The organism is Stenotrophomonas sp. TWI1151, from assembly GCF_039673135.1.
Lineage (GTDB): Bacteria > Pseudomonadota > Gammaproteobacteria > Xanthomonadales > Xanthomonadaceae > Stenotrophomonas.
In genome coordinates this window covers 38,465-58,734 of the sequence record NZ_JBDJLA010000010.1, presented here as the reverse complement: position 1 = coordinate 58,734, position 20,270 = coordinate 38,465, and the positions used below count along the sequence as shown (strand labels likewise).

Sequence of the window (20,270 nt, the reverse complement as noted above, 5' to 3'; positions counted from 1 at the left end):
CATTTTCCGTACCGGCCAACGGCCGGTACCTACCTGTCATTTTCCGTACCGGCCAACGGCCGGCATCAACGACCAGGATCCGCATCGGATCGTGGCCGGCCCCATCACGATGGGTGCCGGCCAGGGCCGATCAGCGCTTCTTCTTGACCGGCTTGCCCTCGCCTACGGTCTGCTCCAGCCACCGCTCGCTTTCGGCCAGCATGGTCATGATCGATTCGCGCGCGCGGTAAGCATGCGATTCGTTGGGCAGCATCACCAGGCGCGAGGTACCGCCCAGCCCCTTCACCGCGGCGAACATGCGCTCGCTCTGGATCGGGAACGTGCCGGAATTGTTGTCGTCCACGCCGTGGATGAAGAGGATCGGGTCCTTGATCTTGTCGGCATAGTTGAACGGCGACATCTTCTGGTAGACGTCCTGCGCCTGCCAGTAGTTGCGCTCTTCGGCCTGGAAGCCGAACGGGGTCAGCGTGCGGTTGTACGCACCGCTGCGCGCGATGCCGGCCTTGAACAGGCGGGTATGCGCGAGCAGGTTGGCGGTCATGAACGCACCGTAGGAGTGGCCACCGATCGCGATGTGCTCACGGTCGGTCACGCCACGCCGCACCACTTCATTCACGGCCGCCTCGGCATTGGCGATCAGCTGCGGCAGGTAGGTGTCGTTCGGCTCCTTGTCGCCCTCGCCGATGATCGGCATCGAGGGGCTGACCAGCACCGCGTAGCCCTTGGCCAGGAACGCCTGCGGGCCCCAGTAGCTGATCGCGTTGAAGCGGTACGGGGAATCGGTGACCTGGCTGGCGGCCTCGGCCGTCTTGAACTCGCCCGGATAGGCCCACATCAGCAGCGGCAACGGACCGTCCTTCTTCGCGTTGTAGCCCGGCGGCAGCATCAGCGTGGCGGTCAGGTCGACGCCATCGTTGCGCTTGTAGCGGATCTGCTCCTTGCTCACCCCACGCAGCTGCGGCAGCGGGTGCTGGAAGTGGGTCAACGCCTTCGGTGCGGCGGTGGCATCGGCCAGCGACTGCACGTAGAAGTTGGCCGGCTCGTCGGGCGATTCACGGGTCAGCAGCAGCGAGGTGCCTTCCTGGTCAAGCAGCGCCACCGGCGCGGCGTAGGACGGCGCCTGCGAGTGGAACAGGCGGGTGGTCTGCTTGCTGTCCAGATCAAGGCGATCCACGAACGGACGGTCGCCTTCCGGCGAGGCGCCCAGCCCGTACAGGAAGATGCTGCGGCCATCGGCGCTGACCTGCAGGCGCGAGCGACCGTTGACGTCGCGCACCAGGCCCGGGCGGCCCGGGTCGTTGTAGCGGTCCTGGGAGGAACGCGCCGACAGCAGTTCCGCCGCCTTCTCCGGCTGGTCCGGCGCGATCCGCCACTGCTTGACCTCGCGGTTCTTCCACCACGATTCGTTGAGCAGCGCCAGATCGCCACGGCCCCACTGGATGCCCGCGTAACGGCTGCCCAGCTGCGCCAGCGTCACCGGCGGCTTATCGAAGGGGGCGGCCTGCATCAGCACCGCATCGCGCACCTTGGCCTCGCGGTTCGGGTCGCCGCCGTCCTGCGCTTCGGCCCAGACCAGGGTCGCCGGTGCATCGGCGCGCCAGTCGATCCGGCGCACGCCGGTGGCCACCGCATCGTTGCCGGTCGGCAGGCCTTCCTTCAACGGCAGGTCGGCGACGGTGTGTTCGAGCTTGCCGTCCACGGCGGACAGCACTTCGATGCGACGCGCGAACGCGCTGGCCGGCACCAGATAGGAATACGGACGCACCACCCGCTCGCTCAGCAGGTAACGGCCATCCGGGGAGAGGGTGACATCCCAGTACACCCCACCGGTGGACAGCGGCGTGGTCACGCCGTTGAGCGCGACCTTGGCCGGCTGCGCGCTGGCGTAGTAGTCGAAGAGGCGGGCATCGGCCTCGTTCTTGAGCATGTCCTGGTAGGTACGGATCGTGCGCACACCGGCGTCGGCCTCGGTCTGCTGGATCGCAGGGCCGGTCGGGATGCCGCCGGCGGCCGGTGCCGCACCCTGCCCCTTGAGCTGCTGCATCACCAGCAGGCCGCGGCTGTCGGGCTGCCAGCTGTAGCCATCGCCCATCACGGTGTTCAGATCACCGACCAGGCGGCGCGCCGAACCGGCCTCGACATCGACGATCCACAGCTCATTGGTGCGGGTGACCGCTTGCACCTGGTTGAAGGCGATGTACTTCTGGTCCGGCGACCAGGCAAAGGTGGCGATCGACAACGGCTGCGGCAACCCGCTGATCTGGCGCTCCTTGCCATCGGCGACGCTCATCAGCCACAGCTTGTCGGCGAAGCTGAAGCGGCTGGCCGAATGCGTGGCCGGGTTGATGCGCAGGCCGGCCAGCTTCAGTTCGGGCTGGGCCACGTCGTTGATCGACGGCAGCGGCGGTGTCTGCAGCAGCGCGGCCAGGTCACGGCGCGGGGACAGGCTCAGGGTCGGGGCACGCGGCGCATCGACCACGGCCTGCAGGGCCGGCGACGGTAGCTCGTAGCCGCCCTGATCGCCCTTGGCGGCGGCTGCGGTCGGCGCAGTGGTCTTCGCGGCCGGGGCGGCGGCCAGCGCCAACGGCGGCACCGCCAGCAGGGCCAGTCCGAGGATCAAGGTATGGCGCCACTGTGGAGCGCGTCGACCGGGGGTGCGTGTCATGGTGTGTGCCTGTGCTGATACGAACCCCCGACCTTAACAGCCGCGCGCCGATCGCCCCCCTGCCGATGGTTGGGGGCAGGGACCGATTCATGCCAATGCAACCGGCCGCGATATAATGGGTGACCCTCCACCGAGGGGCGCTGCGACCGTTCCGGACCTTCTCCGGGGGCGGCCAGGCTCGGTGGCCAGGATTGGTTCCAACGGCGCCCGGCGAACACGAGTATCGACTCGTCATTACACCGGAGCTTTGAATGAACGCTGTTGCCAAGACCTTCTCCACCGAAGGCGATTACAAGATTGCCGATATCTCCCTGGCCGATTGGGGCCGCAAGGAGCTGGACATCGCCGAGCATGAAATGCCGGGCCTGATGTCGATCCGTCGCAAGCACGCCGCCACCCTGCCGCTGAAGGGCGTGCGCGTGACCGGCTCGCTGCACATGACCATCCAGACCGCGGTGCTGATCGAGACCCTGAAGGACATCGGCGCGGACGTGCGCTGGGCCTCGTGCAACATCTTCTCGACCCAGGACCACGCGGCGGCGGCGATTGCCAAGTCGGGCACCCCGGTGTTCGCCTGGAAGGGCGAGTCGCTGGAGGAATACTGGGACTGCACCCTGGACGCACTGACCTTCACCCTGCCCGACGGCACCCTGACCGGCCCGGAGCTGGTGGTGGACGATGGCGGTGACGTGACCCTGCTGATCCACAAGGGCTATGAGCTCGAAAACGGCAGCGACTGGGTCAACGAGAAGGCCGCCTCGCACGAAGAGCAGGTCATCAAGAACCTGCTCAAGCGCGTCGCCAAGGAGCGCCCGGGTTACTGGGCCCGCGTGGTCAAGGACTGGAAGGGTGTCTCCGAAGAGACCACCACCGGCGTGCACCGCCTGTACCAGCTGGCCCAGGCCGGCACCCTGCTGATCCCGGCGATCAACGTCAACGACTCGGTCACCAAGAGCAAGTTCGACAACCTGTACGGCTGCCGCGAGTCGCTGGCCGATGGCCTCAAGCGCGCGATGGACGTGATGCTGGCCGGCAAGGTCGCCGTGGTGTGCGGCTACGGTGACGTGGGCAAGGGCTGCGCCGCGTCGCTACGCGCCTACGGCGCGCGCGTCGTGGTCACCGAGATCGATCCGATCTGCGCCCTGCAGGCCGCGATGGAAGGCTTCGAGGTCAACACCCTCGAATCCACCCTGGGCCGTGGCGACATCTACGTCACCACCACCGGCAACAAGGACATCATCCGCATCGAGCACCTGAGCGCGATGAAGGACCAGGCCATCGTCTGCAACATCGGCCACTTCGACAACGAGATCCAGGTCGATGCGCTGAACGCGCTGGCCGGCGTGCAGAAGATCAACATCAAGCCGCAGGTCGACAAGTACATCTTCGACAACGGCAATGCGATCTTCCTGCTGGCCGATGGCCGTCTGGTCAACCTGGGCTGCGCGACCGGCCACCCGAGCTTCGTGATGTCCAACTCGTTCGCCAACCAGACGCTCGCGCAGATCGACCTGTGGGCGAACAAGGACAGCTACGAGAAGAAGGTATACCTGCTGCCGAAGAAGCTGGACGAAGAAGTGGCGCGCCTGCATCTGGAAAAGATCGGCGTGAAGCTGACCACCCTGAGCCAGGAACAGGCCGATTACATCGGCGTGCCGGTGGAAGGTCCGTTCAAGCCGGAGCATTACCGCTACTGATCGGCGTGAGAACCGCAGGGCTGCCACGGCAGCCCTGCCAGCTTTAGGAGAGAGGTGCCTTGCTGAGCAATAGTCGCGTCACTAAGTTGGGTGACCTGCTAAGAGGGGGTTACGACGATGCATCGACCCTTACCGAACTTGAAGAATACAGATCCGAGTTCATCCCCTCCTACAACTATGTCGTCCGCATTCTTCAAGAGAAGCTATATCTTTCAGTCACAGGACGGTTTAAGTCTACGTTGTCGATTATTGAGAAGCTTCGCAGGAGCAGTTCAAGGCTAGCCCAGATTCAGGACATCGCCGGATGTCGAGTTGTCGTTGCTTCCACAATGGAGCAAAGACGGGTTACTGACAGCCTTCGCCAGTGGTTCCTAGACATCAGAATCGTGGATCGGACCATCGATTCAAGCCATGGTTACAGAGCCATTCACGTCTTGGTAAAGCACGGCGGCAGAATTGTTGAAGTTCAGATCAGGACGATGATCCAGAACTTCTGGGCCAGCATCTCAGAGAAGATGGCCGATATTCATGGCCAGGAAGTGAAGTATGGGGGCGGCCCTCCCGACCTTCAGGAGCACTTACTTTTCTTAGCAGAGTCCTTCGAAGTAGCAGAAAGAGCAAACGAAGATTACGCGAAAGCAACAGTGCGATTTAACAGCGCAAGGAAGGCCGCTGTACCGAACAGCGTCTGGAAGGCACTCCGCGAGGAGAAAGCGGACGCCAAGAAGAGATTTGATACGTCTATGCGTCAGGTATCGCGCTTACTCGGCAGCGATAAATTGAGAGGAATTTAATAATGTTTTACCTCGTCCACTACAATCGCAAACTGAGAACAGTAGTGAGACTGTCTGAATTCACCGACAGAAGCTCTGCTTCTAGCGAGAAGCTAGCAGTCGAAATTCAGATGCTGGGACATCAAGATGGCGATGAAGTTGTCGTCCTTGAGGCCAACGACATGTCTGATCTGAAGCTGAGCCATAGTCGTTATTTTGACGATCTGACAAAGATGAAGCCGTTTGGCCGGAGAAATGATTAGACCCCGCTCGTTGAGTGAACCAATTGATTTGGCCAGCTCAGCATTACTCGTCGCGCTAGGATGCCGCCATGACGCCCGCCATCAACCTGCTGAAGCAATCCGGCATCGCGCACAGCGTGCTGTCCTATCACCATGACGCCGCCGCCGACTCCTACGGTGGCGAGGCAGTGCAGCAGCTCGGCCTGGATCCAGCGCAGGTATTCAAGACGCTGCTGGCCAGTACCGAGAAGCACGAGCTGCTGGTGGCGATCGTGCCGGTGAGCGGCACCCTTGACCTGAAGGCGCTCGCCGAAACAGCCGGCTGCAGGAAGTGCGAGATGGCACAGGTCGAGCAGGCACAGCGCGCCACCGGTTACCTGGTCGGCGGGATCAGCCCGCTGGGGCAAAAGAAAAAGCACCGCACCTTCCTCGATGCCAGCGCGCAGGCGCTACCGACGCTGCATGTCAGCGCCGGCCGGCGCGGGCTGGAGGTGGCGCTGGCACCGGCCGATCTGCTGCAGCTCACCGGCGGCAGCTACGCGAGCGTCGGCAAACCGCGTTGACCGGTAGTGCCGGCCGCTGGCCGGCTCCCCGTGACGCTTGCCTCATGCGTCAGACAGACTGAGGAGCCGGCCACCGGCCGGCACTACCCGTCGTCTTCGATCAACGTGCCATCGCTGCGGCTCCAGCGCCTCAGGGCCGCCAGTTGGCGTTGCGGTCCCAGAACGTCACGGCGCGCTGATACGCCTCGCGATCCAGCGGCACGCCCGAGCCACCCTCTTCCACGCCCAATGCGTTGCGCATCATGGTGATCGGGGCCATCGGCACTTCCTCCGGTTCGGCGGTGTAGATGCAGCCGACGATGCCCCACTCCGCATCGATGGGTGAGCCCTCTTTGGCCAACTGCTCGGCGCTGTACAGGATCACCACCAGGTAGTTCGCGCGCGGCGATTCCACGCCTTCGAACCAGCGCACCAGCACCGGCAGTTCCTCGCGGTTGCGCGCCTCGTAGCCACTGCGCAGCTGGTGGCGGTTGCCCTCCGTGATCGGCACGGTCAGGCAGCGCGTGGAGGTCCAGTTTTCGTACACATGCAGTTTGCAGAACGGCGCGTAGCCATCGAGCACCTTGAACGGCGCATGCGTGTTGAGGTGCTGTTTGAACTGCTCGGCGGTGCAGTCCTGGATGGTGTTGCCGCGTGGGACGCGCGGGAACAGGCGGGGACGGGCGAACGCAGTGAGAACGATGGACATGGGCACAATCAGGCGGTGGAGATCCCCACAGGGTAACGCGTGCGGCGCGTGCCCTACAGCGCCAGCCGCTCACGCAGCTCGCGGGCCTGCCGCCGCGACACCTCCACCTGGCTGCCATCATCCAGGGTCAGGTCGTAGCCATCGCCGAGGGACGGTTCGATCGCACGCACACGTCGCAGATTGACCAGGGTGTTGCGGTTGGCGCGGAAGAACAGCGCCGGCGACAGCCGTGCCTCCAGCGTGCTGAGGCTGCGTGCCAGCACCGCGTTCTGGTCGCGGAACCACAGCCGCGCGTAGTTGCCGTCAACCACGACCTTGCGGATCTCCCCGAGCGCCACGAACCAGCAGCGCTCCCCATCGCGCAGGAACACCTGATCCTCGGCACCCAGCGCATCGCGCACGCTGTCCGCCGCAGTGGGGGCGGCCGGTGCCGAGAGGCGCTCCCGGCCGCGTTCCAGCGCCGCCTGCAGGCGGCCTGCCTCCACCGGCTTGACCAGGTAGTCGAGCGCGTTGGTTTCGAAGGCGCGCACCGCGTACTGGTCGTAAGCGGTGACGAACACCACCATCGGCACCGTCTCCAGAGCCTCGAGCACATCGAAGCCCTCGCCCGAGGGCATCTGCACATCGAGCAACACCAGATCGGGCTGCTCGCGCAGGATCGCCTCGCGGGCCGCGGGCACGTCGTCGGCCTCGCCGACACACACCACCCACGGGATCGCCGCCAGCAGGGTACGCAGCTCGCGGCGCGCCAGTCGCGCATCGTCCACGATCAACACCCGCAGTAAGGCGCTCATTGCTGCACCTCCAGGCGGGCCAGCATGCGCTCACCCTGTCGCTCCAGCAGGAACGTGCCCCGGCTGGATGAAGAGGGCGCCGCGTCGATGCCCAGCTGCGCGCGCAGATAGGCCAGCCCGATGCCGTGGCCTTCGCTGCTGGCGTCGTGCGCGGCGGGATTGTCCACCGCCACCCGCAGCCGGCCGCCATCGAGGCGCACGCGGATCGTCAGCTCACCGCCGCCGGGATGGACGGCGATGCCGTGCTTGATCGCATTTTCCACCAGCAGCTGCAGCGCCATCGGCGGCAGCCGTGCGGACAGCGCGGCCGGCTCGATGTCGGTGTGAACGCGCAAGCGGTCCTCGTAGTGGATCGCCTCCACCGCCAGGTAGTCCTGTACCACGCGCCACTCCTCGGCCAAAGTGACCCAGCCCCCGTCGGTATGCACCAGGGCGTGCCGCAACGTGCTGGAGAGATGGGTGACCATGTCGCGTGCACGCGCCGGGTCTTCATTGATCAGGGCGCGCAGGTTGTTGAGCGCATTGAACACGAAGTGGGGATTGAGCCGCGCACGCAGCGCCTGGTGCTCCAGCGTCGCCCGCTGCGCTTCGGCGCGCAGCTGCGCCATCTCGCTGTGGCGCGCACGCTGCAGCGCGCGGCGACCGGTCCACAGTGCGCACCACACGCTCAGAACGATGGCGGTGCTGAGCCAATAGTTGAAGATGTCGATCGGCCTGTAATAGGCGCGTTGCCCCGGCAGCTTCACCCACTCCCAGGCCACCGCGGGCAACAGCACAGCCGCGGTAGCGAGCTGGATGGCGGCCGCGACGATCACCACGGCCAGCGTCATCCGCCACGTGATTCCCAGCAGATCGCGCTGCAACCAGGCATGACGAAGCGCCCAGGCGCGAATCGCTGCGCTGCCGGCGAACAGACCAAGCGCGACCATTACGTAGATCAGGGTCCCGCCGGACCAGTTGCCGCGGTAAGCGATGCCCATGCCGAGGCTCAAGCCCAGGTAGCAGGACCATAGACCCGCATTCGCCCACCAGAAACCGGTATCGCGTGCTGTCCGCTTCTCGCTCATCGTCTCCACGCCGGCCTCGATCAGGGCGCTGCAGGCAGATCAAGGAAGCCCCGGATCTGCGTCTGCAGCCAGCGCGGATCATCCCACATCAGGAAGTGGTAGCCGGCGCGGCTCATCTCGATCCGCACGCCGGGCAGCGCGGCGTACTGGGTGGCGAATACCTGCCGCGTACTGGCTTCGGTCGCACCGAACGGCTGATAGGCCGCCCACGCGCCCAGCACCAGCACCGGGGCCGTGATGCCGGCGATCGGCTGGCGCAGGTCGGTCATCGTCATCGAGTACATCGCGTTGGCGGTGGTGGCGCGGTCACTGTCGCGTCCCCACAGCTTCAAGGTCGCAACCTGTTCGGGGGCGTGCGCCATGTTGGCGACGGCGGCGTCGGTCTGCGCCGCGTACTGCGTGGCGTCGGCGGCGAGCATGCCGGCCCGCATCTGCTCGGCCATCGGCTTGAGCGTGGCCGGCGTCGCGGCCGGATTCTGGACCGCGCCGAAATACGGCAGGGCATCGACGATCACCAGTGGCCCGATCTTCTGCGGCGCCGCGATCGCCATCTGCAGCGCCAGCACACCACCGAGGCTGTGGCCGATCACGGCCGGATGATCGAGCTTGCGGTCCGCGCTGTAGGCCAGCAGGCGGTCACGCATGGCGCTCAGAAAGTCATCGCTGACCACCGCAGGCGCACCAGCAAAGCCGGGCAGCTGTATCAAGTGGCATTGCACCTGTGGCTGCAGCGCGGCGCAGGTCTCGCGCCAGACCTGCGCACCGCTGTTGAGGCCCGGGATCATCAGCACCGGCCGGCCGCTGCCGATCACCTCGACCTGCAGATCCTGGAAATGCTCGGTGGCGGCATGCGCGGGACTGACCAAGGTGGCCCATGCGGTCAGCGCGAGCGCGGCCAACGGGGCGATGGAGTAGAGGCGGCGGGGACGGACGGTCGACATGGCAGGCTCCTGCTGGGTGAGCATGAAGACTGCCGCGGGACGTCGCCGCCGGGGCGATTACATGAGCAGCGGCGGCAGACAGACGATGAGCGGTCGGCAGTGGCGGATGAACATCCCCGCCTCAGCGATCCGGCGCACCCACGATCGCCTGCAACGCTTCAGGCAGCGACGGATACTGGAAGACAAACCCCTCCGCCAAGGCGTGCGCCGGCTGCACGTTCTGCCCGGTCAGCAGCAGCCCGCTCATTTCCCCGAAGCCCAGTTTCAACGCGAACGCCGGGGTGGTCAGTCGTGCTGGACGATGCAGCACCTCGCCCAGCGTGGTGGCGAAGGTCCGGTTGGTGACCGTGCCGGGCGCGGTGCCGTTGTAGGCGCCGCGTGCCCGGTCGGTGGTGAGCAGCCACAGGATCATCCCGACCAGGTCCTCGCGATGGATCCAGCTCATCCACTGCCGCCCATCGCCCATCGGCCCGCCGAGCCCCATCCGGAACGGTGGCAGCATCTTCTGCAGTGCGCCGCCCTCACGGTCGAGCACGATGCCGGTCCGCAGCACGCAGGTGCGCACGCCGAGGTCCTCGGCCTTGAACGCCTCGGCCTCCCACTGCCGGCACAGCATCGCGGCGAAGTCGTGCCCCGGCGAGGCGGTCTCATCCAGCGGTGCGCTGTCGCGGGGGCCGTACCAACCGATCGCCGAGCCGGACACCAGCACCTTCGGCCGTTCGGGCAGCGCGGCCATCCAGGCCAGCAGCGCCTGCGTCGTGCCGATCCGGGAATCGCGCAACGCCTGCTTGCGTTCATCACTCCAGCGGCCGTCCATCAACGGCTCGCCCGCCAGGTTGACCACCGCCTGGACCGGACCGACCTCCTCCAGCGCTGCAACGCTGCGCACGCCCTTCTGCGGGTTCCGGCCAGGCCGCCGGGTGAGGACGATGGGGTCATGGCCCTCGGCCAGCAGGCGCGCGCACAGGCGGCTGCCGATGAAGCCGGTGCCACCGGTCACGAGAATCTGCATGGCGATTGCTCCGGAAGATCAGCGCTCACTGTACCCGGCCCGGCGTGCACGGCACATCGAAGCACCTCACATTCATCGCGATGAAGAGATATGATTGAACCACACCCGTCGACGCACCCCCGCCATGACCGCCATCAGCTTCGAGTTCTATCCGCCCAAGACCGACGAGCAGCGCGCCCAGCTGGACCGGACCGCGGCCAAGCTCAAGGTGTTCGCGCCGGAATACGTGTCGTGTACGTTCGGTGCCGGCGGCTCAACCCTCAGCTATACCTCCGAAACCGTGCGCCACCTCAAGCAGCACCATGGTTTCGAAGCCGCCCCGCACCTGTCCTGCGTCGGGGGCAGCCGCGAGGAAATCCGCGAACTGCTCAAGCTGTACCGCGCGATCGGCTGCCGCCGCATCGTCGCCCTGCGCGGCGACCTGCCCTCGGGCATGGGCCACCCCGGCGACCTGCGGTATGCCTCCGAACTGATCAGCTTCATCCGCGCCGAGCATGGCGATGCGTTCCGCATCGAAGTGGGCGCGTATCCGGAGACCCACCCGCAGGCCAACGACGCGCTGCTGGACCTGAAGCACTTCAAGACCAAGATCGACGCCGGTGCCGATGCGGCGATCACCCAGTACTTCTTCAACGCCGATGCCTACTTCCACTTCGTCGATGCGGTGCGCAAGCTGGGGGTCACCGTACCGATCGTCCCGGGCATCATGCCGATCTCGAATTTCAGCCAGCTGCGCCGCTTCTCCGAGCAGTGCGGTGCCGAGATTCCGCGCTGGATCGGCAAGCGCATGCAGGCCTACGGCGACGATGCCGACTCGGTCCGCGCGTTCGGTGCGGAGGTCGTCGCCAGCCTGTGCGAACGCCTGGTCGCTGGCGGTGCGCCGGGCCTGCACTTCTACACGCTCAACCTGGCCAAGCCGACCACCCAGGTCCTGAAACTGCTGCGCGGCTGAGGCCGCCACGCATCGCTTGCAGATAACACCCACGCCGCTACGCTGCTGCGATGAAACCGCTCGTGTGGCTCCTGCTGTGTGCACTGTGCCTGCCCTCGCCGCCTGCCCTGGCGCAGGCACCGCAGCGCGTGAACCGCTGCACCAACGCGCAGGGCGAAACCGTCTTCACCGACCGCCGCTGCGATGCACTGGGTGCCACCTCACGACTCCCGCGGCGCACCGCGAGCGTCGGCAACACCGGCATCTACCGCGCCGGCTGCGCGCGCCGGCTCAGTGAACTGACCGGGCAGATCCGCGACGCGGTCAGCGCGCAGGACGTGAACCGGCTGTCCTCGATCTACCTGTGGAGCAACGTCTCCAACGCCACGGCGAACCAGATCATCGGTCGTCTGGAATCCGTCGTGCAGCGCCCCTTGGTCGACATCGCCCCGGTCTACCCGGATGCCGCCCCGGTGCCGCTCGCCCCCGGGCTCGTCGCCGTGGGCACGACGGAGGCACCGGCACGACCGCGCCCGGTCGGCCTGCGTATTGAACAGACCCTCGGCAGCACCGCCACCCCGGCCAGGACCGTATTCGGCCTGCGCCGTCAGTACGGCTGCTTCTGGATCACGCTGTAGCCGGCCACAGCGATCGGATCGCCGCAATGCCCTGCGCCCCGTGGCGGCGCGCCTCCTCGATATCACCGGGGGTCATCCCGCCGAGCGCATACAGCGGCAACGACACCTGCTCGCGCAGCGCCTCGAACGCCGCCCAGCCCAGCGGTGCCGCCCCCGGGTGGCTGGCCGTCGCCTGCACCGGCCCCAGCACCGCGAAGTCGCAGCCCAATCGCTGCGCCGCCTGCAGCTGCGCCAGATCGTGGCAGGACGCGGCCACCAGCTGACCCACCGGCAGCGGCCGCGCGTCCAGCGCCAGCAGCTGCTCACTGCCCAGATGCACCCCGACCCCCAACCGACCGGCCAGGTCGATATCCCGGTTGACCAGCCACTGCGTGCGCGGCCCATGCTGCTGGATCACCCGCTCGGCCAAGGCCACCCGTGCCGGACTGGACGGCGTACGCAGCTGCACCCGGCGCACCCCGCTTTCCAGCGCCTGCGCCAGCCGCCCCAGCCAGGCCTGGTGGAGGCTGTCCTCCTCCCCCTCCGGCTCCGGCGTGATCAGATAGCGGTCCGGCTGCCGCAGCGCCGCCACCACCGGTAGATCGGCCGGCGGCATCGAATACCGGTGCAGCTTGTCCGGCGCCACCCAGGTGATCGCCTGTCCCTCGCGGCCCCGCGGCGAGCCCTTCCAGCTCTGGATCCGGCGCACCTCCAGCCGCAGCCGCTTGTCCGGATAGATCTGCGGCACGTCCATGATCCACTCACCGACCTCGGCCTCGATCCCCAGCTCCTCGCGCAGCTCCCGCACCAGCGCCTCCTCGGAGGTCTCGCCGGGCTCCCGCTTGCCGCCCGGGAATTCCCACAGGCCGGCCATATCGCGGTTCTCGGTACGACGGTTGAGCAGGATGCGGCCACGGGCATCGGTGATGACGCCGGCCACGACATGGATCGAACGAAGGGGAGATGACATACCCCGAGGATGCCCAAACCGGGGCCCGTGACGCAATGCCCCTGCGGGTAGTTGTAGGGGCTCGTTGTGGCTCGTGGTGGCGTCTCCGCTCGGAGCTGCCGCGAGCGTAAGGGCCCCGCAGCGACCGCCGTGCCTGGAAGGGTCAACGCGCACCACATACCTGCCACGCGGATGGAAGAAGAACCAAAAAAAAGCCCCGCACAAGGCGGGGCTTCTTCAGCACTTCCGATCAACCGATCAGCTCAGCTGACCATGGCAGTGCTTGTACTTCTTGCCGCTGCCGCACGGGCACGGGTCATTGCGGCCGACCTTCGGCTCATCGCGGGTGACCTGCGGCACGCCGTTCTGCGCCGCCTCCACCTGCGCGGCCTCTTCGTCCGCACCGTAACCGCCCGCGTCCTGATGCTGGAACTGCGACTGCAGCAGACGGGCCTCCGCCTGCTGGCGCTCGGCCTGCTCCAGTGCCGCCACTTCCTCTTCGCTGCGGATACGCACGCGCGCCAGCAACGTCACAACTTCGCGCTTCACGTTCTCCAGCATCTCCGAGAACAGTTCGAAGGCTTCCTTCTTGTATTCCTGCTTCGGCTGCTTCTGCGCATAACCGCGCAGGTAGATGCCCTGGCGCAGGTAGTCCATGCGCGCCAGATGCTCCTTCCAGCTCTGGTCCAGCACGGTCAGCATCACGTGCTTCTCCAGCGCGCGCATGGTCTCGTCACCCACGCCGGCTTCCTTCGCCGCGAAGTGCTCGTCGACCTTGGCCTGCACCTTCTCGGCGATGCCCTCGGCATCCAGCTCTTCGTGTGCCTTGACCAGGTCGGTCAGCGACATGTCGATGCCGAAGTCCGACGCCAGCGTTGCTTCCAGACCCTGCAGGTCCCACTGCTCGTCGATCGAGTTCGGCGGCACGAAGCGCGCCACCACGTCGAAGATCACATCGCCACGGATGCCATCCACGTTGTCCTTCACCGACTCCGCATCCAGCAGCTCATCGCGCTGGCTGTAGATCACCTTGCGCTGATCGTTGTTGACGTCGTCGAAGTCCAGCAGGTTCTTGCGGATATCGAAGTTGTGCGCTTCGACCTTGCGCTGCGCCTTTTCGATCTGGCGGCTGACCAGGCGATCCTCGATGACGTCGTCTTCCTTCATGCCCATCATGCGCATCGCCTTCTGGACCCAGTCCGAGGCGAAGATGCGCATCAGGTTGTCTTCCAGCGACAGGTAGAAGCGGGACGAACCCGGATCGCCCTGGCGGCCCGAACGGCCACGCAGCTGGTTATCGATACGGCGCGACTCATGGCGCTCGGTGCCGACGATGTGCAGGCCACCGGCCGCCTTGACCGCATCGTGACGGACCTGCCACTCGGCCTTGACCTGGGCGCGCTGTTCCGGCGTCGCCTCTTCGCCCAGCTCATGCAGCTGCGCTTCCAGCGAACCGCCCAGCACGATGTCGGTACCACGGCCGGCCATGTTGGTGGCGATGGTCACCGCGCCCGGCATGCCGGCGTTGGCGATGATCGTCGCTTCGCGGTCATGCTGCTTGGCGTTGAGCACTTCGTGGTGCACACCGGCCTTGCGCAGATGCTCGGACAGCATCTCCGAGGTTTCGATCGAGGTGGTACCCACCAGCACCGGCTGGCCGCGCTCGTTGCAGGCCTGGATATCGGCCAGCACCGCGTTGAACTTGCCGTTGCGGTTGAGGAACACCTGGTCCGAACCGTCCTTGCGGATGGTCGGGCGGTTGGTCGGGATCACCACCACTTCCAGGTTGTAGATGCTCTGGAATTCGTAGGCTTCCGTATCGGCCGTACCGGTCATGCCGGACAGCTTCTTGTACATGCGGAACAGGTTCTGGAAGGTGATGCTCGCCAGCGTCTGGTTCTCGCGCTGGACCGGCACGCCTTCCTTCGCTTCCACCGCCTGGTGCAGGCCATCGGACCAGCGGCGACCGGCCAGGGTACGGCCGGTGAATTCATCCACGATCACCACTTCACCATCGCGCACGATGTAATCCACGTCGCGCTGATAGATCGCATGCGCACGCAGCGCCGCGTTGAGGTGGTGCACCACGGTCAGGTTCTGCGCGGCGTAGAGGCCTTCGGTCTCGGCGTTGAGGATGCCGGCTTCGACCAGCAGTGCCTCGGCATGCTCCATGCCCGCTTCGGACAGATGGACCTGCTTGCCCTTCTCATCGACCCAGAAATCGCCCTCGCCCTCCTCGGCCTCCTGCTTGATCAGGTGCGGGACGACGCGGTTGACACGGATGTACAGCTCCGGGGAATCATCGGCCGGGCCGGAAATGATCAGCGGGGTGCGGGCTTCATCGATCAGGATCGAGTCGACTTCATCGACGATCGCGTAATGCAGGCCGCGCTGGTAGCGGTCCGCACGGGACAGCGCCATGTTGTCGCGCAGGTAATCGAAGCCGAATTCGTTGTTGGTGCCGTAGGTGATGTCGCTGGCATACGCCTCGCGCTTGTCGCCGTGCGGCATGCCCGGGTAGACCACGCCCACCCTCATGCCCAGCCAGTTGTAGAGCTTGCCCATCTGCGCCGAGTCACGGCGGGCCAGGTAGTCGTTCACGGTGACCACGTGGACGCCCTTGCCTTCCAGCGCGTTCAGATACACCGGCAGCGTGGCGACCAGGGTCTTGCCTTCACCGGTGCGCATTTCGGCGATCTTGCCCAGGTGCAGGACCATGCCGCCGATCAGCTGCACATCGTAATGGCGCATGCCCAGCACACGGCGGCTGGCTTCACGGCAGACCGCGAACGCTTCGGGAAGCACCTTGTCCAGGGCCTCACCGTCAGCGATGCGCTGCTTGAACTCCGGGGTCTTGGCCTTGAGCTGCTCGTCGGAGAGCTTTTCGATTTCCGGCTCCAACGCATTGATCTTGGCGACGATGCGGTTGAGCTGGCGCAGCTGTCGTTCATTACGACTGCCGAAGACGCGGGTAAGCAGGCTGTTGATCATTGAAGGAACCGGTTGGAATGAGACGCCCCAACGGCGGCGCTCTCCCCAGGGGATGCGCACGCCGCAAACGAAACAGGGCGCACTGCGCCCTGTCTATGGCAACACCCATTGTAGCTTGGGACGGGGGTCCGGCGTTTCAAGCACCCCCGTTCAAGTTCATTACCGTGATCAGCCCCGCGAAACGCGGCCGACCGGGGTGTTGCCGCCATCACCGAGGAACTTGCGCGGATTGACCACCTGGCCGCGTTCCCAGACCTCGAAGTGCACGTGGGCACCGGTGGAACGGCCCGTGGAACCGGCCTTGGCCACTTCCTGGCCGGCCCGGACCAGATCGCCCGGCTTCACCACCAGGCGCGAATTATGCGCATAGCGGGTCACATAGCCGTTGCCATGGTCCACATCGACCACGTTGCCGTAGCCGCCCTTCACACCGGCAAAGCTGACCACGCCGTCGGCCACCGACATCACCGGGTCACCGACCTTGGCGTGGAAATCCATGCCCTTGTGGGTGGCCGCACCACGACCGAACGGATCGCTGCGGGTGCCGAAGTTGGAGGTGATGTAGGTATTGCGGATCGGCATGCGCGAGGGCACCGCGTTCTGTTCGAGCTGGTGGTCGAACATCAGCGATTCCATCACCGACAGCTGGCGGCCTGAAGCAGCAAAGCGCTGCTCCAGCACCTGTAAGTCGGCGTTGACCGCGCTGACCGGGATGTCCTGGGTCGGGCCGGGCTCACCTTCACCGAGGCCGGGGGTCTCGTTGAAGTCGAATTCGCCGTCTTCCAGTTTGCCCATCTGGGTGAGTCGTTCGCCCAGGGCATTGAGACGGGTGGCCTGCGCCTGCAGCTCGCCCATCCGCGCAGCCAGCGCGTTGACCTGGGTCTGAGCGTCCTTCTGGGCCTGCGCCAGCTCGCGTTCCTGCTGTGCGACCTTGGCGTGGAGCCGGGAATCGTTGAACATGCTGCCACCGATACCGGCACCGAAGCCGATCAGGCAGCCCACCCCCAGCACACTGCCCAGCAGGGCCCGGGGGGAATCTTCGAAGTAGAAACGCAAACGCGCCAGCGGCGTCTTGGCCTGTCCTTCACGCGTTTTGATTACGATCTTTTTGAATGCCATCAGTGAGTTTTCATGTCTGAGCCGAAATCCAGTGCCCGTTCCCCATCCACGCCGAAGCCGGCGCTGGATGCGGTCATGGCGGACAAAGCCGGTAACCCGCTGCGTCGTGCCTTGTGGCTCGACGCGCTGGACCGTCAATTGCGCCCCCATTTGCCGCCTGCACTGGCCACCCGTTGCCGGCTGGCGAATGTAAACGGCGAGCACCTCGTTTTTCTCGTCGAATCTCCCGTGTGGCATGCCAAGGTCCGGCTTGCCGAAGCACAGTTGATCGACGCGGCCCGGTCCATCGGGCTGAAGGTCACCAAGGTGACCGTCAAAACAGCATCTGCCCCTCCCCCACGCTCCCCAGCGGTCGACAACAGGAATGGCCCCCACGCTGTTTCAGCCGCCACGCACAAAGGGCTACGCGACGCGTTGGCTTGTCTGCGCGATGTGGATTCCTCCAAATCGTGAAGCCATCGGGGCATCCCGCCCCTTCCCGGCCGCGTCACGATCACGTGAACTTTGGCTGGGAGCCGGTCTGCACTGTAGCGGCGTCAGTGCCGCCAGTCGTTAGTGTTTTATTAAATTATCGTTAAATTCGGCAGAAACCTTGATGAGGTTCACAAATCTGTGCGCTGTGCACCCCTACGGTTCATTGACGTCAAGATCACGCCGCCTTCCATCGGCCTGGACCGCAGGAAACAGAAACGGCGCCCCAGGCGCCGTTCTATTTTGTTTCATATCAATGACTTACGCGATGACGGCTCAGGCGTACGCCGGCAGCCCGTAAACCACCGGCGCCGTGGCGGCAGGCGAGTCGTAGCTGACCCACTCCCACGCCGTGGCATCGGCCAGCAACGCGCGCACCAGCTTGTTGTTGAGCGCGTGGCCCGACTTGAAGCCTTCGTACGCGCCCAGCACCTGGCCGCCGGCCAGATACAGATCGCCGATCGCGTCGAGGATCTTGTGGCGCACGAACTCATCGGCGTAGCGCAGGCCGTCGTCGTTGAGCACGCGGAACTCGTCGAGCACGATGGCGTTGTCCATCGAACCGCCCAGGCCCAGGTTGCGCTCGCGCATGTACTCCAGATCCCGCATGAAGCCGAAGGTCCGGGCGCGCGAGATTTCCTTGGTGTAGGCCAGGGTCGAGAAGTCGATTTCCGCCCGCGACTGCTTGGCCGGGATCATCGGGTGGTTGAACTGGATGGTGAAACCGAGCTTGTAGCCTTCGTACGGCTCGAAGCGGGCGACCTTGTCGCCCTCGGTGACTTCCACCGTCTTGAGAATGCGGATGAAGCGTTTCGGCGCGTCCTGCTCGGCGATGCCCGCCGACTGCAGCAGGAAGACGAACGGGCCGGAGGAACCGTCCATGATCGGCAGCTCGGCCGAGGACAGTTCCACGATGATGTTGTCCACACCCAGGCCGGCCAGGGCCGACATCAGGTGTTCGACGGTCTGGATCTTGGCCTCGTGATAGGTCAGGCCGGTGCACAGCGTGACTTCGGTGACCAGGTCCGCACGCGCGGGCACTTCCACCACCGGGTCCATATCGACGCGACGGAAGACGATGCCGTGGTTGACCGGGGCCGGGCGCAGGGTCATGTAGACCTTGTCACCACTGTGAAGGCCAACGCCGGTGGCGCGGATCGTGTTCTTGAGGGTGCGTTGCGGAATCATCGGGGGGCAGGACCAGAAAGCGCGCGGTCAGCGCGGCTGTGACAAACAAGAATAACACGCACTACCGCTGTCCCTTCCGTGAACCGTGGTGCGTCGACAGCACTGCCCGGACGTGCGCGATGCACGACGGCGGTCAGACTGCCGGGCCGATCCTGGCCCGGCAGCATGGGACATGGAGGTGCTTACCGGGGAGGACAAGGCCCCGGCACGCAGTACTCAGTCCGCCTGGCGGCGCAGGAACGCCGGGATGTCCAGGTAATCGTTCGGCAGTTCAGCAGCAGCCGGACCCGACGCGCTCGGGGCCGACGGGGCCACGGTGTCGGCGCTCGGACGACGCAGGCCCATGCCCATGCCCATTCCGCCCACGGCCTTGGAAACCGCATCGCCGCCGTTGTCGAACTCGCCGAACTCCGGCTGGCCGGTGGTGGCGTTGCGGACCAGCTTGATCGGTGCGCGCTCGCCCGGACGCTGGGTCTTGGCGGTGACGGCACGGTTCAGGCCGGTGGCGACCACGGTCACGCGGACTTCGTCCTGCATGTCCGGATCCAGTACCGTACCCACGACCACGGTGGCATCTTCGGAGGCGAAGCCATCGATGGTGCGGCCGATCTCGTCGAACTCGGCCATCGTGAAGTCGGCGCCGGCGGTGATGTTGACCAGGATGCCGTTGGCACCGGCCAGGTTCACATCGTCCAGCAGCGGGTTCTGGATGGCGGCTTCGGCAGCGGCCTGGGCGCGGTCATCGCCACGCGCGGTGCCGGTGCCCATCATCGCCAGGCCCATTTCGGACATGACGGTGCGCACGTCGGCGAAGTCGACGTTGATCAGGCCCGGACGCACGATCAGGTCGGCGATGCCCTGCACGGCGCCCTGGAGGACGTCGTTGGCGGCACGGAAGGCCTGGATCATGGTGGCGTTGCGGCCCAGCACGGTGATCAGCTTTTCGTTCGGGATGGTGATCAGCGAGTCGCAATGCTGGCTCAGTTCCTCGATGCCCTTCAGCGCGACCTGCATGCGGCGACGGCCTTCGAACGGGAACGGCTTGGTGACCACGGCGACGGTCAGGATGCCCATCTCCTTGGCCAGCTGGGCCACGACCGGGGCTGCACCGGTGCCGGTACCGCCGCCCATGCCGGCGGTGATGAACACCATGTCCGCACCCTGCAGGGCGTCCATGATGCGCTCGCGGTCTTCCAGCGCGGCCTGGCGGCCGACTTCCGGGTTCGCGCCTGCGCCCAGGCCCTTGGTGACGTTGGTACCCAGCTGCAGCTGCAGCTTGGCACCGCAGTTCTTTATCGCCTGCGAGTCGGTGTTGGCGGTGATGAATTCCACGCCGTCCACACTGGTGCTGACCATGTGCGCCACGGCGTTACCGCCGCCGCCGCCCACGCCGATCACCTTGATCACCGCATTGGGTGCCATCTTTTCAATCAGTTCGAAATGCGCCATGTCCGTGTCCTCGTTGTATCCGCTTTCGGTGGCATGGGCGGTCAGGCCTCCTGCCTTTCGCGCGTCATGTTGCCGTTGCGGCTGTGTGGGTTGTGTGTTGCCGGTGCTGCCGT

At 65.7% G+C, this 20,270-nt stretch carries 18 protein-coding genes and 1 riboswitch; of the genes, 7 read left to right on the top strand and 11 right to left on the bottom strand.

Annotated features, from left to right (window positions below; translation table 11 throughout):
* Nucleotides 1-130 precede the first annotated feature (130 nt).
* Complete coding sequence (locus ABE422_RS12910) at nt 131-2,665, bottom strand: prolyl oligopeptidase family serine peptidase (RefSeq protein WP_346483116.1); 2,535 nt, start codon at nt 2,663-2,665, stop codon at nt 131-133.
* Nucleotides 2,666-2,791: 126 nt separating this feature from the next.
* Nucleotides 2,792-2,881, top strand: a riboswitch (S-adenosyl-L-homocysteine riboswitch).
* Between the two features lie 35 nt (nt 2,882-2,916).
* Between ABE422_RS12910 and ahcY the strand changes: the two genes are divergently transcribed.
* The 4 genes from ahcY (at nt 2,917) to ybaK (ending at nt 5,940) form a co-directional block, all read left to right on the top strand.
* The gene (ahcY, locus tag ABE422_RS12905; RefSeq protein WP_313210192.1) at nt 2,917-4,362 is read left to right on the top strand and encodes an adenosylhomocysteinase; all 1,446 of its coding nucleotides are present in this window, start codon (nt 2,917-2,919) and stop codon (nt 4,360-4,362) included.
* Between the two features lie 59 nt (nt 4,363-4,421).
* Nucleotides 4,422-5,156 (top strand): hypothetical protein, encoded by a 735-nt coding sequence (locus ABE422_RS12900; protein WP_346483115.1) that lies wholly within the window; start codon nt 4,422-4,424, stop codon nt 5,154-5,156.
* Between the two features lie 2 nt (nt 5,157-5,158).
* A complete protein-coding gene (locus tag ABE422_RS12895; protein WP_346483114.1) occupies nt 5,159-5,398 on the top strand; it encodes a hypothetical protein in 240 nt (79 codons plus the stop codon).
* 68 nt (nt 5,399-5,466) lie between these two features.
* Nucleotides 5,467-5,940 (top strand): Cys-tRNA(Pro) deacylase, encoded by a 474-nt coding sequence (ybaK, locus tag ABE422_RS12890; protein WP_346483113.1) that lies wholly within the window; start codon nt 5,467-5,469, stop codon nt 5,938-5,940.
* Nucleotides 5,941-6,070: 130 nt separating this feature from the next.
* Here ybaK and ABE422_RS12885 read toward each other — a convergent pair whose 3' ends face one another.
* From ABE422_RS12885 to ABE422_RS12865, 5 genes are all read right to left on the bottom strand, one after another.
* On the bottom strand, nt 6,071-6,628 hold the full coding sequence (locus ABE422_RS12885) for a DUF3228 family protein (protein ID WP_346483112.1): 558 nt from the start codon (nt 6,626-6,628) through the stop codon (nt 6,071-6,073).
* 53 nt (nt 6,629-6,681) lie between these two features.
* Nucleotides 6,682-7,422: a LytTR family DNA-binding domain-containing protein gene (locus tag ABE422_RS12880; protein WP_346481794.1), complete on the bottom strand. Its 741-nt coding sequence runs from the start codon at nt 7,420-7,422 to the stop codon at nt 6,682-6,684.
* Nucleotides 7,419-8,489: a histidine kinase gene (locus ABE422_RS12875; protein WP_346483138.1), complete on the bottom strand. Its 1,071-nt coding sequence runs from the start codon at nt 8,487-8,489 to the stop codon at nt 7,419-7,421. Before ABE422_RS12875 ends, ABE422_RS12880 begins: the two co-directional genes overlap by 4 nt.
* 20 nt (nt 8,490-8,509) lie before the next feature.
* A complete protein-coding gene (locus ABE422_RS12870) occupies nt 8,510-9,430 on the bottom strand; it encodes an alpha/beta hydrolase (RefSeq protein WP_346483111.1) in 921 nt (306 codons plus the stop codon).
* 121 nt (nt 9,431-9,551) lie between these two features.
* Nucleotides 9,552-10,442 (bottom strand): TIGR01777 family oxidoreductase, encoded by an 891-nt coding sequence (locus ABE422_RS12865; RefSeq protein WP_346483110.1) that lies wholly within the window; start codon nt 10,440-10,442, stop codon nt 9,552-9,554.
* 124 nt (nt 10,443-10,566) lie between these two features.
* Here ABE422_RS12865 and metF point away from each other — a divergent pair, with 124 nt between their 5' ends.
* Both metF and ABE422_RS12855 read left to right on the top strand, forming a co-directional pair.
* Nucleotides 10,567-11,394 carry a methylenetetrahydrofolate reductase [NAD(P)H] gene (metF, locus tag ABE422_RS12860; RefSeq protein WP_313219979.1) on the top strand — a complete coding sequence of 276 codons (828 nt, stop codon included), beginning with the start codon at nt 10,567-10,569 and terminating at the stop codon, nt 11,392-11,394.
* Between the two features lie 50 nt (nt 11,395-11,444).
* Complete coding sequence (locus ABE422_RS12855) at nt 11,445-12,011, top strand: hypothetical protein (RefSeq protein ID WP_346483109.1); 567 nt, start codon at nt 11,445-11,447, stop codon at nt 12,009-12,011.
* Here the strand turns inward: ABE422_RS12855 and ABE422_RS12850 are convergent.
* The 3 genes from ABE422_RS12850 to ABE422_RS12840 all read right to left on the bottom strand — a co-directional run bounded on the left by ABE422_RS12850 (nt 12,001) and on the right by ABE422_RS12840 (nt 17,049).
* Nucleotides 12,001-12,960, bottom strand: a complete 960-nt coding sequence (locus tag ABE422_RS12850) for a Nudix family hydrolase (RefSeq protein ID WP_313219981.1) — start codon at nt 12,958-12,960, stop codon at nt 12,001-12,003. The two genes, ABE422_RS12855 and ABE422_RS12850, sit on opposite strands and share 11 nt — an antisense overlap.
* Nucleotides 12,961-13,197: 237 nt before the next feature.
* Nucleotides 13,198-15,930 carry a preprotein translocase subunit SecA gene (secA, locus tag ABE422_RS12845; protein ID WP_346483108.1) on the bottom strand — a complete coding sequence of 911 codons (2,733 nt, stop codon included), beginning with the start codon at nt 15,928-15,930 and terminating at the stop codon, nt 13,198-13,200.
* Between the two features lie 168 nt (nt 15,931-16,098).
* Nucleotides 16,099-17,049, bottom strand: a complete 951-nt coding sequence (locus ABE422_RS12840; protein WP_019182479.1) for a M23 family metallopeptidase — start codon at nt 17,047-17,049, stop codon at nt 16,099-16,101.
* A gap of 12 nt (nt 17,050-17,061) precedes the next feature.
* Between ABE422_RS12840 and ABE422_RS12835 the strand changes: the two genes are divergently transcribed.
* Nucleotides 17,062-17,502 (top strand): DUF721 domain-containing protein, encoded by a 441-nt coding sequence (locus ABE422_RS12835; RefSeq protein ID WP_282258203.1) that lies wholly within the window; start codon nt 17,062-17,064, stop codon nt 17,500-17,502.
* A gap of 294 nt (nt 17,503-17,796) precedes the next feature.
* Here the strand turns inward: ABE422_RS12835 and lpxC are convergent, their stop codons facing one another.
* On the bottom strand, nt 17,797-18,708 hold the full coding sequence (gene lpxC, locus ABE422_RS12830) for a UDP-3-O-acyl-N-acetylglucosamine deacetylase (RefSeq protein WP_313210219.1): 912 nt from the start codon (nt 18,706-18,708) through the stop codon (nt 17,797-17,799).
* A 216-nt stretch (nt 18,709-18,924) separates the two neighbouring features.
* Nucleotides 18,925-20,157: a cell division protein FtsZ gene (gene ftsZ / locus ABE422_RS12825; protein ID WP_019182482.1), complete on the bottom strand. Its 1,233-nt coding sequence runs from the start codon at nt 20,155-20,157 to the stop codon at nt 18,925-18,927.
* Nucleotides 20,158-20,270: the final 113 nt, after the last annotated feature.

What these genes read in the sequence shown, in the direction of transcription:
- ABE422_RS12880 (WP_346481794.1), bottom strand. Translation starts at nt 7,422, where the DNA reads ATGAGCGCCTTACTGCGGGTGTTGATCGTGGACGATGCGCGACTGGCG.
- ABE422_RS12835 (WP_282258203.1), top strand. Translation starts at nt 17,062, where the DNA reads ATGTCTGAGCCGAAATCCAGTGCCCGTTCCCCATCCACGCCGAAGCCG.
- metF (WP_313219979.1), top strand. Translation starts at nt 10,567, where the DNA reads ATGACCGCCATCAGCTTCGAGTTCTATCCGCCCAAGACCGACGAGCAG.
- lpxC (WP_313210219.1), bottom strand. Translation starts at nt 18,708, where the DNA reads ATGATTCCGCAACGCACCCTCAAGAACACGATCCGCGCCACCGGCGTT.
- ahcY (WP_313210192.1), top strand. Translation starts at nt 2,917, where the DNA reads ATGAACGCTGTTGCCAAGACCTTCTCCACCGAAGGCGATTACAAGATT.
- ABE422_RS12870 (WP_346483111.1), bottom strand. Translation starts at nt 9,430, where the DNA reads ATGTCGACCGTCCGTCCCCGCCGCCTCTACTCCATCGCCCCGTTGGCC.
- ybaK (WP_346483113.1), top strand. Translation starts at nt 5,467, where the DNA reads ATGACGCCCGCCATCAACCTGCTGAAGCAATCCGGCATCGCGCACAGC.
- ABE422_RS12840 (WP_019182479.1), bottom strand. Translation starts at nt 17,049, where the DNA reads ATGGCATTCAAAAAGATCGTAATCAAAACGCGTGAAGGACAGGCCAAG.
- ABE422_RS12885 (WP_346483112.1), bottom strand. Translation starts at nt 6,628, where the DNA reads ATGTCCATCGTTCTCACTGCGTTCGCCCGTCCCCGCCTGTTCCCGCGC.
- secA (WP_346483108.1), bottom strand. Translation starts at nt 15,930, where the DNA reads ATGATCAACAGCCTGCTTACCCGCGTCTTCGGCAGTCGTAATGAACGA.
- ABE422_RS12855 (WP_346483109.1), top strand. Translation starts at nt 11,445, where the DNA reads ATGAAACCGCTCGTGTGGCTCCTGCTGTGTGCACTGTGCCTGCCCTCG.
- ABE422_RS12865 (WP_346483110.1), bottom strand. Translation starts at nt 10,442, where the DNA reads ATGCAGATTCTCGTGACCGGTGGCACCGGCTTCATCGGCAGCCGCCTG.
- ABE422_RS12850 (WP_313219981.1), bottom strand. Translation starts at nt 12,960, where the DNA reads ATGTCATCTCCCCTTCGTTCGATCCATGTCGTGGCCGGCGTCATCACC.
- ABE422_RS12895 (WP_346483114.1), top strand. Translation starts at nt 5,159, where the DNA reads ATGTTTTACCTCGTCCACTACAATCGCAAACTGAGAACAGTAGTGAGA.
- ftsZ (WP_019182482.1), bottom strand. Translation starts at nt 20,157, where the DNA reads ATGGCGCATTTCGAACTGATTGAAAAGATGGCACCCAATGCGGTGATC.
- ABE422_RS12910 (WP_346483116.1), bottom strand. Translation starts at nt 2,665, where the DNA reads ATGACACGCACCCCCGGTCGACGCGCTCCACAGTGGCGCCATACCTTG.
- ABE422_RS12875 (WP_346483138.1), bottom strand. Translation starts at nt 8,489, where the DNA reads ATGAGCGAGAAGCGGACAGCACGCGATACCGGTTTCTGGTGGGCGAAT.